General features: G+C 59.7%; 12 protein-coding genes and 2 pseudogenes. 11 read left to right on the top strand and 3 right to left on the bottom strand.

The annotated features are described in order from the left end of the window. The first annotated feature begins 102 nt into the window (after positions 1 to 102). Complete coding sequence (locus tag EV665_RS32685) at positions 103 to 438, top strand: hypothetical protein (RefSeq protein WP_210234689.1); 336 nt, start codon at positions 103 to 105, stop codon at positions 436 to 438. Positions 439 to 565: 127 nt separating this feature from the next. On the opposite strand, the gene EV665_RS32690 is transcribed toward EV665_RS32685, so the two are convergent. Beyond that, on the bottom strand, positions 566 to 961 hold the full coding sequence (locus EV665_RS32690) for a DUF4158 domain-containing protein (RefSeq protein ID WP_210234690.1): 396 nt from the start codon (positions 959 to 961) through the stop codon (positions 566 to 568). Positions 962 to 965: 4 nt separating this feature from the next. Between EV665_RS32690 and EV665_RS27660 the strand changes: the two genes are divergently transcribed. Both EV665_RS27660 and tnpC read left to right on the top strand, forming a co-directional pair. Further along, complete coding sequence (locus EV665_RS27660) at positions 966 to 1,718, top strand: IS6 family transposase (RefSeq protein WP_133036572.1); 753 nt, start codon at positions 966 to 968, stop codon at positions 1,716 to 1,718. 56 nt (positions 1,719 to 1,774) lie between these two features. Beyond that, positions 1,775 to 2,944: pseudogene (gene tnpC, locus EV665_RS27665) on the top strand (IS66 family transposase); the annotation flags it as partial. Here tnpC and EV665_RS27670 read toward each other — a convergent pair. Continuing rightward, on the bottom strand, positions 2,925 to 3,158 hold the full coding sequence (locus tag EV665_RS27670) for a DUF6429 family protein (RefSeq protein WP_110803285.1): 234 nt from the start codon (positions 3,156 to 3,158) through the stop codon (positions 2,925 to 2,927). The pseudogene tnpC and the gene EV665_RS27670 overlap by 20 nt on opposite strands. Before the next feature lie 57 nt (positions 3,159 to 3,215). Between EV665_RS27670 and EV665_RS27675 the strand changes: the two are divergent. Continuing rightward, a pseudogene (locus EV665_RS27675) lies at positions 3,216 to 3,395 on the top strand (transposase); the annotation flags it as partial. 83 nt (positions 3,396 to 3,478) lie between these two features. Here EV665_RS27675 and EV665_RS27680 read toward each other — a convergent pair. Then, complete coding sequence (locus EV665_RS27680; RefSeq protein ID WP_133036573.1) at positions 3,479 to 4,318, bottom strand: IclR family transcriptional regulator; 840 nt, start codon at positions 4,316 to 4,318, stop codon at positions 3,479 to 3,481. Positions 4,319 to 4,396: 78 nt separating this feature from the next. On the opposite strand from EV665_RS27680, the gene EV665_RS27685 reads away from it, so the two are divergent. The 7 genes from EV665_RS27685 to EV665_RS27715 all read left to right on the top strand — a co-directional run bounded on the left by EV665_RS27685 (position 4,397) and on the right by EV665_RS27715 (position 12,278). Further along, a complete protein-coding gene (locus EV665_RS27685; RefSeq protein ID WP_133036574.1) occupies positions 4,397 to 5,299 on the top strand; it encodes an alpha/beta fold hydrolase in 903 nt (300 codons plus the stop codon). A 5-nt stretch (positions 5,300 to 5,304) separates the two neighbouring features. Further along, positions 5,305 to 6,162 carry a MaoC/PaaZ C-terminal domain-containing protein gene (locus tag EV665_RS27690; protein WP_133036575.1) on the top strand — a complete coding sequence of 286 codons (858 nt, stop codon included), beginning with the start codon at positions 5,305 to 5,307 and terminating at the stop codon, positions 6,160 to 6,162. A 69-nt stretch (positions 6,163 to 6,231) separates the two neighbouring features. Beyond that, a complete protein-coding gene (locus tag EV665_RS27695) occupies positions 6,232 to 7,404 on the top strand; it encodes an acyl-CoA dehydrogenase family protein (protein WP_133036576.1) in 1,173 nt (390 codons plus the stop codon). After that, positions 7,401 to 8,198, top strand: a complete 798-nt coding sequence (locus EV665_RS27700) for an enoyl-CoA hydratase/isomerase family protein (RefSeq protein WP_162853180.1) — start codon at positions 7,401 to 7,403, stop codon at positions 8,196 to 8,198. Before EV665_RS27695 ends, EV665_RS27700 begins: the two co-directional genes overlap by 4 nt. 24 nt (positions 8,199 to 8,222) lie before the next feature. Beyond that, positions 8,223 to 9,206: a Bug family tripartite tricarboxylate transporter substrate binding protein gene (locus EV665_RS27705; RefSeq protein WP_133036578.1), complete on the top strand. Its 984-nt coding sequence runs from the start codon at positions 8,223 to 8,225 to the stop codon at positions 9,204 to 9,206. A gap of 41 nt (positions 9,207 to 9,247) precedes the next feature. After that, positions 9,248 to 11,290: an acetate--CoA ligase family protein gene (locus EV665_RS27710; protein WP_162853181.1), complete on the top strand. Its 2,043-nt coding sequence runs from the start codon at positions 9,248 to 9,250 to the stop codon at positions 11,288 to 11,290. Beyond that, a complete protein-coding gene (locus EV665_RS27715) occupies positions 11,253 to 12,278 on the top strand; it encodes a Bug family tripartite tricarboxylate transporter substrate binding protein (RefSeq protein WP_133036580.1) in 1,026 nt (341 codons plus the stop codon). The genes EV665_RS27710 and EV665_RS27715 overlap by 38 nt, the downstream gene beginning before the upstream one ends. Positions 12,279 to 12,288 lie beyond the last annotated feature (10 nt).

Below are 12,288 nucleotides of genomic sequence, written 5' to 3' on the forward strand. Positions count from 1 at the left end.
CATGCTGGCGGTCAATCCGTCCTAGCCGAGTGAGGCTGCAATTGCCGATGCGAGATCGGTGTTGCTCTCACGCGCGGCCAGAAGCGCCTCGCCGAGCTTGAGATGATCAAGCGCCACCCCATCAAGAACCTCGGCTTCTTTCAGCCGACGTTCCGTGCGGCTCAGTTCAGCCTTGCGACGGGTGCTACCGATCAGTTTGCAGAACATGTCGATCGCAAGGTCGGTGATTGCCGCCTGCCTCTCGATGACGAACGCCGTGAGCGTGGCGTAGCGGCGCTCGACAGTCAGGCGTCGTATCTCACGGGCATGCAGAATGCGGGCGTCCCGGGCGATGATGCCATACCGGTTGGCGTGGATCGTTTTACGCCGCTCATCGGAAATCGCCGGCGAACACAGAACCTCAAGACGGGCGATCAGGCCCTTGGCTCTTCAGTTTAGCCCCTTCCGGCGCTTCCGCTATCCAGCCGAGATGGCTCCGATCGCCGGACCGATCGATGAGAAGCTGATCAAGCGCCTCGATATACGGTTGCTCCAGGCCCCGGATCAAGCCGCGATAGGCCTGTCGTCACGCCGCCGCCCGGCCCGCCATTGCCAGACGTATCAGCAGTTCCGGCACGGGAACGAGCAGCTTCCTGTCCTTCAGGGCTTCGATCACGGCCTTGGTGATCGGCTCGCCTTGTTCGGTCGCGGCTGCCTCGCGTGCCGCCGCGGTGATCAGGGAGCGATAGTCGCTCGCCCGGAGGGGCTGGAGATCCAGTGCGACGACAATTTCCCGCGTATGTTCTCGACGGGTTTCCTCCCGCTGGGCATAGAGCGCGAACACCGCAGGATCGATGCCCAGCTGATCGGCGACAACGGAGACGACCGCCTGAGACGGAACTTCGGCCCTGTCGCAAATTTTCTTGGTTAACCGCGTTTTGACGATCACCGGAGAAATTTCCGCTCCCAAGTCGTGGAGCATAAAAATGATTCTGAATGCCATTGCCGAGAAGCTGAAGCGCCAGTCGCAGGGTGATTTCAAAGGGCGGCATTTCGAGGCATGGCTGATCGTGCAGGCAGTCACGTGGTATCTGCGCTACCCGCTCAGCTACCGAGACCTTGAGGAGATGTTCCAAGAGCGCGGCTTCGAAGTAGACCACAGCACGATCAACCGCTGGGTCCTTGCCTATGCACCACTCATCGAGAAGCGGCTGCGCCAGTTTCGGCGCCCGCACAGTGGCTCGATCCGCATTGACGAAACCTACGTCAAGATCCGCGGCAAGTGGCGCTATCTATACCGCGCCATCGACAAGCACGGAAGCCCGATCGACTTCCTGCTCACCGCAAAACGCGACCTCGACGCGGCCAAGCGCTTCTTCCGCAAAATGCTCAGGGACGAGCCACTCCTCTCACCGGCAAAGATCGGCACTGATGGTGCCAATACCTTCCCCTCGACGATCAAGACGGCCATCGACGATGGTCTGTTGCATCCAAATCCGGTCCACTATGTTACCAAGCACCTCCAGCAAGGCATTGAGAGCGACCACTTCCGAGTGAAAAAGAACATGCCCAAGATCGGCGGTTTCCAATCCTTCAAAACGGCACGGCGAACAATCGCGGGTTTCGAAGCGATGCTCTGGCTGAGGAAAGGTTTCGGTTTCACCGGCGATTGGACTGTCAACGATCAGAACGATCTGCTCGCGCGCCTCTTCGGACTTCAAAAGGTTAACAAAGCTTGAAGGCAGGCCCCGCTTTGGGGTCATGGTGACATCACTGAAAATTTGCAACAGGCCCGTTTATCGTGATCGAAACCGTACGCGAGAAATTTAGCTGCCGGGACTGCGAGAAGATCAGCCAAGCGCCGGCACCCTTCCATGCCACGCCGCGCGGCTTCATCGGTCCTCATCTGCTGGCGACGATCCTCTTTGACAAGTTCGGCATGCATAGCCCGCTCAACCGCCAGAGCACCCGGTTCAAATGCGAGGGCATCGAGCTTTCGACCTCGACGTTGGCCGACCAGGTCGGGTATGGAACGGCCGCGCTCCTGCCGATCTTTGATCTGATCGAAACGCATGTCTTCGCGGCCGAGCGGCTTTTTGGCGACGACACCACCATTCCCATCCAGGCCAAAGACAAATGCACGACCGGGCGAATATGGACCTACGTGCGCGATGACCGGTCCTACGGCGGAGGGGCGGCGCCGGCGGCGATCTACTATGCGTCGAGCGACCGCCGCGGCGAGCATCCGCAGAAGCACCTTGCCGGGTATGGCGGCATTCTGCAGAGTGATTGCTACAATGGCTTCGAGCCGCTCAGTGTCGCCGAAAAGAAAGCGGTACCGATCACCTTCGCCTTTTGCCATGCGCATGCGCGGCGCAAATTCTTTGAACTGGCCGATATCCAGAAAAATGCCCGCGACCGCAAACGCAAGGGCAAGCCAATCTCGCCGATCGCCCTGGAGGCCGTCCAACGGTACGACGCGCTGTTTGAGATCGAGCGCGAGATCAATGGATTGAGCGCCAAAGAACGACTGGCCGCGCGGCAGGAAAAGAGCAAGCCGCTGTTCGACGACATGCACGCGTGGCTGAAACGGGAGCGCGCCACGCTCAGCAAATCGTCCGAGGTGATCGAGCCGATCGATTACATGCTGAAGCGATGGGATGGTTTTGCCCGCTTCCTCGAAGATGGCCGGATTTGTCTCACGAACAATGCGGCCGAACGCGCTCTGAGAGGAATTGCCCTCGGGCGTCGAAACTGGACCTTCGCCGGCTCCCAGCGTGGGGCCGATCGTGCCGCCATCATGCTCTCCGTCATCACGACTTGCCGTCTCAACGACGTCGACCCAAAGGCGTGGCTCGCCGATGTGTTCGCCCGCATCGCCGATCTTCCCGTCTCCCGCCTGCACGAGCTACTGCCTTGGCAATGGAAGGCCCACAAAGGGACCGCTATTGCGGCGGCCGCGTAAACAGCTCCTGGAACAACGCTTCCGAACGCGCCAAGCCTTCATCGGTCAGGATCAATGACTTTGACTTGTTGACTGGATCGCCGATCAAGCCCTTCTTGTGAAGCCGATCCGTCGTTGCCCAGTCGAAACCCTTCCAGGCCCAACGCTCGTTATGCAGCGTCAGCCATAGCAACGCCAAAACGGCATCGTCGATCTTGTCCTCATCGATCTCCATGAACCGACGTTATCACGCGCGGCACCCAAAATCCTGCGGCCCTGCTCGGATGGATACGTCGGATCGTTTGCCGGTGGCGTTGCGAAAGATCTCGACGCCGTGCGAAACGCAATTCTCTCACCTTGGTCGAACGGACAGACGGAAGGTCAGGTCACACGATTGAAGCTTATCAAACGCCAAATGTATGGGCGAGCCAAACTTGATCTGCTGCAGGCCCGATTGATCGGTGCAGCGTAAGCTCCGACGCCAGCAAAAGTGCGTCAGAGCCAGATCTCAGTGCAAATCAACACCTGGTCAGAAGACCGAGCGGAATGCGCGCTTCAAACATAGCCCTGTGCGGCAATGTTTTCGGTGATCTCTTTGACCTCCCGGCGCAGGTGATCGAGTAGGACCAAAGCTCGCTCTTCGGGAATGCGATTGGCAATTGCCGTGATGCTGAGGCCCGCAAATGGGTGCGACGTGTGTCCCGAGATCGCAACAGCGACTGTCTTGATCTCCGGTGTATTCAGGACGTCCTGGTAGACGAAGCCTTGCTCTCGGATCTTCTGCACGGCGGCCTGCACCGCTTCGGCGGATGTATTGAACTGCGTGTAGCGATCGCGATTGTGCTCTATGATGAGCTCGGCTTCACTGGCACTGTGAGCGGCGAGCAGCACCAGGCTGCCAGCGCCAATACCAAGCGGCCGTTTGCGCCCGACATCGACTGTGCAGGTACGGATAGGGTAGCTGCCTTCCTGTCGCTCGATGCAGATTCCATCAAACCCGCTGCGCACCGTGAGATAGATGGTGTCGCCGAGTTCTTCGGCCAGCCGCTTCATGGGCGCCAAGCATATCTCCCGAATGTTGAAATGCGGGAACGCCGTCGTGAAGAGTTCGAACAAAAGGGGTCCGAGATGATAACGCCGGGTTTCGGGATTTCTCGACAAAAAACCCACACTGTGTAGGGCGGTGACGATGCGGTGTGCGGTTGGCTGCTCGAGTTTGGCCAGATCGGCAATCTCACTGATTTTCATTCCGCTCGCATTGTGAGCCGCGACGATCCGCAGAAGCGCAGCAATTCTGACCGTGCCCTGCGCGCCCTGCGGTGCAGCTACGTCAAGGTATTTTTCCCAACCTTTGCTCGATGACAAAGAGGAATTTGCGTCAACTTTTGGCAACATATGGGTTGAAAATCCCGCTAGAGCTATGTTAGGTGGTCAAGAAATTCACATAGTGGATATTTATGATAAGGGAGGAAAATGGTCAAGGACCGGTATCCAATCATGTCTCTTTCTGCTGCGGCCAGTGCCGGCTTCGTTGCAGGCCACTTTCCGGTTTCACCGTGCGACGTTGGCGGCGAGGAAACCGGCACCTACCAAACACCCCCATCTTTCATCCACTATGTGGGCACGCCTGACTGGGAAAATCAAGCCTCTGGTTGTGTTCTTCTGCATGGTGGAAGTGGTGACTGGCGGCATTTTTGCATTAATTTGAAGCCTTTGTCCGCGCATATTCCAATAGTAGCACCTGATCTGCCCGGCTTTGGTCTGTCGGGAGCGGCCAGTGGCGAGGATCTTGCGGCCATCGTCGATCCGCTCGCTGCATTTTTGAGGTCAGTACCCTGGCGTGACATAACTCTTGTCGGTTTTTCCTTCGGCGCGCTCGCCGCCGCCGCTGCTGCCGTTAAGCGTCCACCCTCCCGGCTGCTGCTAATAAGTCCTGCCGGGTTCGGCGCGCATACAGCGGAAATGGCATCTGCGCGCGAAGCTGCGGCTCAAGCCGCAAAACTCGAAGGTACGCGCGCGGGACTGGCAGTCAACTTGAAGCGGACAATGCTCCGCCGCGACTATTCCTTGGGAAGCGAACACTTGCTGGACACGATGGAAGAGATGCTGCGCTCGACGCGAGCGAAGGTCCGCCGGTTCTCGCGCAGTGAACTAATCCTCGATCGCCTGCGGATGCTCGATTGTCCAGTGCGGGTGCTCTTCGGTGAGGCCGACCCTTATCACGCCTCCGCTCTTGACCATCGATATGCCGGGATCGCCGCCGCCTGTTCTGGCGCCGAGATTACGACTGTCGCGGATGCGGCGCATTGGCTGATGTTCGATCGCCCGGACGCTTTTGAAGAAACCTTGCTGGAATTCGCTCGAAGGGATGTGTAACGGCGATGATCGACTACGATCGACTTAAATCGCGGGTCTTTGCACCTGTGGTGCAGGAATACTCGCGACGGGATTCTATGATGTACGGACTCGGCCTCAACCTCGGAGCCGATCCGCTTGATGCGTATTCACTGCAGTATGTGGCAGCCGATCCGCCTCAAGCCGAGCCAATGATGGCGATGACGTTGGCGCGGCTGGGACCATGGATGCGTGAGCCGGATGTCGGTATCGATTACCGGCGCATCGTTGTGGGGGAACTTGCTCTGCGGTTGCACGCGCCACTGCCATGTGAAGGTCGGGTCAGGGGTGATCACCGTGTTATCCGCATCACCGACAAGGGCGAGGGCCGCGGCGCTCTCGTCACTGTGCTGCGCGAGCTGCGCAATGACGAAACTGGACAGTTGCTGGCAGAATTCGAGCAGGTCACCTTTTGTCGCGGCGATGGTGGCTTCGCGAAGGATGGCAGACACGATCCTTCCGCCGCGCCGGCCGGTGGCTTTGCCTGGGAGGCGGGGATGCCCGCTGATTTTGTTTTAGACCTGCCGACCTCGCCTCAGCAGGCGCTGATCTACCGCCTGTCCGGCGACATGAACCCCCTGCATTCTGACCCGCAAGTTGCGCGGCGAGCCGGGTTCGATAGGCCGATTCTCCACGGACTTGCGACGATGGGAATGGCGGGCCACGCAATCGCACGAGTGCTCGGCAAACCCCTCACGGCAATCCGTGGCCGCTTGTCCGCACCTGTTTACCCGGGGGAGCATCTTCGGATCGAAGGATCGGAATCGAGGGGCGAAGGGGGATTCCGCATAGTGGGCAGCGGAGGCCGCGAAATTCTTTCCAACGGCGGATTTAAATCCACATAATGGATTGACAGGCGCCTTATTGGCCCATATTACTGCTGACGAAAGCCACATAGTGGAGATTGTGACTAGATGAATTTCTCTTTTACGGACGAGCAGAACCTTTTCGCGGAATCGGTCCGCAACTTCGCGCTCAGGAACCTCAAGGACGGCGCGCTTGAGCGAGCCCATCTCGAAGAGTTTCCGCGCGAAATGGCGCGAATGTTCTACGAGCAGGGCCTGATGGGCATTACGATGCTTGAGGCTGATGGCGGCCAGGGCGGCACGCTGATGGATGCGGTCATCGCGATCGAGCAGATTGCGCTGGTCTGCCCGCGTAGTGCCGACATCATTCAGGAAGGCAATTTCGGTGCGGTTCGTACCCTGGCGCAATATGCCACTCCGGATCAGAAGGAACGGTTCTTGAAGCCGGTGTTGGAAGGCCGCGAGATCATTGCGGTCGGCATGACGGAACCTGACGCCGGCTCGGCGACTACCGATCTGAAGACGACCGCGACGCCGGATGGCGAGGGTTTTCGCATCAAGGGATCAAAGGTGTTCCCCAATCCTCATGCGGACTTCTATCTTGTCTATGTACGTTTCGGACCTGGCGTCGGCGGCATTGGATCCGTGATGATCCGCCGTGACGCCCCCGGCTTTTCAATGGGCAAGACGTCGCAGTTCATGTCCGGTGCCGCTTGGGCTCCATTGTTCTTCGACAATGTCTACGTCGCGCCGGAAGACGTGCTGCTTCCTGCCGGTGGGTTTAAAAAGCAGATTTCCGGCTTCAACGCCGAGCGTATCGGCAACGCGGCTCGCTCTCTTGCTTACGGGCGCTATTGCTTCAACGAGGCGCGGCGCTACGCGACGGAACGCAGCCAGTTCGGTCGTGCCCTCTGCGAGTTCCAGGGGCTGCAATGGAAGTTCGCCGACATGAAGGTGGCGATCGAGGCGGCTCAGTTGTTGCTCTACCGTGCTGCAAGCAATGCCGATGATGGTCTGCCTTCTTCGGATGAAACGACCATGGCCAAGCTGATGTGCAATCAGGTGGGCTTTAATGCAGCGCATGAGGCGATCCAGATCATGGGTGGTCTCGGTTATTCCCGAGAGGCTCTGATCGAATACTGCTTCCGCCGCTCGCGCGGATGGATGATTGCCGGTGGTTCGCTTGAGATGCTGCGCAACCGTATGGCGGAATCCATTTTCGAGCGCCGCTTCCCGCAGCGCCCGCCTCGGACAGAACCCAAGACGGAGGCGGCGCAGTGAACGTGGTGGCCCCTTCTTCGGTCGAGGTGCTGCTGTCATCCAAGGGTGATGGTATTGTCGAAGTGCGCCTCAACCGTCCCGACAAGCTCAATGCGCTCACCGATGACATGTACGCTGTCCTGACTGATCTGTTTGGTCGCCTCCATGAAGATGCGAGCGTGCGGGCGGTTATCCTGACCGGTGAGGGGAGGGGTTTCTGTTCCGGTTCGGATATCGGCGGGATGCTGAAGACAAGCGGTCCCGCCTCGCGGTTCCGACTGCAGCGCCGTCACGCCGCCATCCGCGCAATTTACGGCTGCGAGAAGCCCGTGATCGCGGCCGTGCGCGGTCCAGTCGCCGGGATCGGGTTTTCTGTGGCTATGGCGTGCGATTTTATCGTGGCGTCCAATACGGCCTATTTCCAGCAGGCATTCCGCAATATCGCTCTTATCCCCGATGGCGGTTCAATCTTCTTCCTTGGCCAACGGCTCGGGATAGGTCGGGCAAAGGATCTGGTGATGTCCGCCCGCAAGCTCACCGCCGCGGAGGCTAATGACTGGGGACTGGTTTCGCGCCTTGTCGCCGATAGCGATCTTGAGAGGACCTCGCTCGAACTCGCGGAAGATCTCGCGCGGGCGCCCACCTACATGCTTGGGCTTTCGAAAAAGATGTTCGCCGCGGCCTGCGCCCCATCCTTGGAGACCGTCCTGGAGATCGAGAGCTATGCAGCAAGCGTCGCGCGTTCGTCCGCCGATCACAAGGAGGGGGTGACGGCGTTCCGCGAGAAGAGAAAGCCGAATTTTACTGGGGAATAGGAAGCGTCAGGGAGGAGTCGTGACATGGCATTTCTGGGCAAATTGGGTGGTGCGGCCTGCCTTTCAGTGTTCATTTTTACAGGTGGTGCTTCCGCGCAGGATACTGCAGTGTGGCCGGAACGTGAGATCGTATTCATCGTTCCCTACGCTGCGGGCGGCCCGACCGATATCCTTGCACGCCTTGTTGGACAGAAACTGCAGGAGCAGTTCGGCAAGAGCGTCATCATAGAAAACAAGCCGGGTGGCAATGGTTCCATCGGTGCGGTTGCAGCCGCTCGTGCCGATGCTGACGGCTACACCATATATCTCGGTGGCATATCTACAATGTCTGTAGCCCCGGCGTTGAGTGCCGATCTACCCTACGATCCAAATAGCGATTTTACGCCAGTATCACTGCTCTCGCGGCAGTCCATTTTGCTGATGGCGCCGCCGGATTTTCCGGTGAAAACGCTCGCGGAGTATATCGCCGCTGCCAAGGCGGATCCGGGCGGTGTCAGTTATGCGACATCCGGCAATGGCACGTCGGGCCATATGGCCGCGGAACTGTTCCAGCTCGCGGCCGGTGTCAAGTTGAATCACATTCCGTACAAGGGCTCGTCGCCTGCACTGAATGATCTAATTGGCGGCCAGGTCAACTCGATGTTCGGCACGATGCTTGCAGCGGTGCCCAACGTTCGTTCCGGTGCGATCAAAGGTATCGCTGTCAGCGGCGAAACCCGCTCTGCGGCACTGCCGGACGTACCGACATTCGCTGAACAGGGATTGAGCGACTACGAGCCGGGATCCTGGAATGGCATCTATGTGCCGGACGGAACGCCGCCGGAAGTGGTCGACAAGCTGAATGCCGCGATCGCTGTAGCCCTCAAGTCCACGGATTTGGCCGAAAAACTGGCGGCCGATGGCTCGGTGCCGGCCCATTCCACGCCGGCGGAACTGGGAGAACTTATGCGTGCCGAACAGGCCAAATGGAAAGAAGTGGTCGAAAAGGCCGGGGTAACAATACAATGAATATGATGAGTGCAACGGGGCGTCCGTCCCTGGACGACTGCATGTTTCGCCCGCGCGCGGTGGCTTTGATCGGCGCGTCCGCCGATCCGGCCAAGAACAATGCGCGGCCGCAACGATACCTGACTGAAGCCGGCTTCACGGGGAAGATTGTCCCCATTAATCCGACGCGCAATGAGATCATGGGACTGCCATGCTATCCGGATCTCGCGTCGGTGCCGTTCGATATTGACCATGCTTTCATCATGGTGCCGGCCGCAGCAATCGAGGATGTGATCGACCAATGCGGCCGCAAGGGCGTGCCGGTCGTCACAATCTTTACCGCCGGCTTCGCAGAGTTGGGTGAGAAGGGACTCGCCCTGCAACAGCGCATCGTTGAACGCGCTCGTGCAGCCAATGTCCGCATTCTCGGACCGAACTGCATTGGTCTCATCAATGTGCAAGGTAACCTCCCGCTGACGGCAAATGCTGCCGTGCAGGAGGAAAAACTGCGACCTGGTCCGGTTTCGGTCGTGTCACAGAGCGGTAGCATGCTCGGCAGCATGCTGACCCGGGCGGCGGCACGCGGTATCGGCTTTTCCAAGATGATTTCCATCGGCAATGAGGCTGATCTTTCGGTTGGCGAGGTGGTCTCGCTTCTGGCTCGGGATGACGACACCAAGGTCATTCTGCTGTTTCTGGAAACCATCCGCGACGGTGAGGCCTTGGCCAAAGCCGCGCGCGAGGCCTTCTCCGCAGGCAAGGCCGTCATTGCCTACAAGCTCGGCCGCTCCGCGCTGGGCCGGCGCGTCGCGGCTTCCCATACCGGAGCCATGGTCGGGGCGGACGAACTGGCGCAAGCCTTTTTCCGCGCCAACGGCATTCTTCGCGTCGAGACGCTCGAGGCATTGATCGAACTGCCTCGCCTTATCGAAGGGCACCATCCCCCCAAGGGCCGGCGCGTCGGTATGATGACCGCCACTGGCGGTGCTGCGGCGATGATCGTGGACCGACTGGGTGTTTACGGCGACACCGTTCCCGAGCCCCCGGAGGACTTCCGCAACCGGCTCGCGAGCGAGGGGATCGAGATCTCGGACTCTCCGCTGATTGATCTGCCGATGGGATCGAGCGGCGGTGGACGCTATACGCGCATTCTTTCCGAACTCATGGCATCGGAACACTGCGACGCGGTTGTGTCGGTGATGGGGTCGTCGGCGCGGTCGAACCCGAAGATGGTGTGTGAACGCGTACTTGGCGCCCGCCTCGGCGCCAAACCGCTTGCCGTGTTCCTGGCGCCCCAAGCTGATGAAGGATTGAGCATTCTGCACGAGGCCGGCATCGCCGGTTTCCGGACGCCGGAAAGCTGCGCCGATGCGATCCATGCTTATTTGAACTGGCACGAGCCTTCGATCCGGGTTGCAGTGGATGACGAGGAGCTTGTCGAGGCTCGCCGCGTTGCTGCGGAGACAATTGATTGGGACGAACGCAAGGCCACTGCGTTGTTCGCGCTGCTTGGCGTACCTGTTGCTGAGAGCCGGATAGTCCCAGCTGAAGGGGGAGCGGTTGAGCCCGTTTCCGGCCTTGCGGCGGTCAAATGTCTCTCGCCTGACATCCTCCACAAATCCGATGCGGGGCTCGTGGCGCTTGGCGTCACGCCCGATGCGGTGCCGGAGGTGGCCGGGGAAATCCTGCGTAAAGCCCGTGCTGCCTTCCCCAAGGCCCGCTTGGAGGGGGTACTGGTCCAGAAGATGGAGAAAGGTTTAGCCGAGGTCATCCTCGGCTACCGCAGGGATCCGGAGGTCGGCCCGGTGGTCGTGCTGGGTATCGGTGGGGTCACTGCGGAACTGCGGCCGAGCATCTCGGTGCGGGCCGCACCGATTGATCCGGCTGCTGCGCAAGAGATGATCGCCGAAATTCCGGAACTTCGAAAGCTCGCCGGCTTCCGGAACCTGCCTAAGGGAGATCTTTCGGCGCTTGCCGAGACGATAGTCCGCTTTTCGAGGCTGGCCTTGGTGGGAGGAGATATCACCGAGGCAGAAATCAATCCGTTGCTCATCAAGGAGGAGAACTATGGTGTCGTCGCAGTCGATGGGCTTGTCGCCCGCTAAAACAACAATCCGCCGCAGAGCGGTCCTCGTGGCGGGGATCGCGTTGAGCCTTGGCCTTTTTGCCGTGACGGGACCGGCTCTGGCGCAGGACTATCCGGATCGTCCGATCCAGGTGATCGTGCCCTTCCCGCCGGGCGGGGGGGCGGACACCGTTGCACGGGCCGTCTCGGACCTCATGGGACGCGAGCTGGGCCAGCCGCTGATCGTCGAGAACCGCGGCGGCGCCAACGGCGCAATCGGTACGCAGATGGCGGCCGCGGCCGAAGCCGATGGCTATACGCTCTACGTCGGCAATCTTGGAACGATGGCGATCACGCCCAATCTCGATCCGAATGTGCACTACGATCCGGTCAAGGATTTCGTCGCAATCACTCAGATCAATGCATCCTCGACGGTACTGGTCGTGAATCCGAAGCTGGGTATCAAGACGTTCCAGGAACTCATCGCCTATGCGAAGGCCAATCCGGGCAAGCTGAACTATGCTTCAAGTTCGCCAGCTACGATTCTGCCCATGGAAATGCTGAAGCAGATGGCCGGCATCGATATGGTCCACATTCCCTACAAGGGCTCCGGCCCGGCGATGACGGACATCCTTGCCGGACATGTGGATATTATGTTCGGCGGCGCGCTGGCGACGGTGCCCCACGTCAAGAGCGGTGCTCTGGTCGGCCTGGCCGTTGCCGGTTCGTCGCGAAGCAAGGTGCTTCCCGACCTGCCGACCGTCGCCGAGAGCGGCTATCCGGATTTCGCCGCAGATTCCTGGAACGGAATTTTCGCCCCCGCGAACACATCGCCCGAGATCGTCGCCAAGCTCAACAAGGCTGCAGTCGTCGCACTGGAAAATCCGGAAGTCGCGGCCCGCATGGAAAACGAAGGCGCAATAGTGATCGCGAATTCGGCCGAGGACTTCGCGACCTATGTCGCTGCCGAACACGCGAAGTGGAAAGCTGTGATCGCCGCGCTTCCTAGCGGCATCAAGTTGGATTGAGAGGAGGATA

Source organism: Shinella granuli (assembly GCF_004341885.1).
Lineage (GTDB): Bacteria > Pseudomonadota > Alphaproteobacteria > Rhizobiales > Rhizobiaceae > Shinella > Shinella granuli.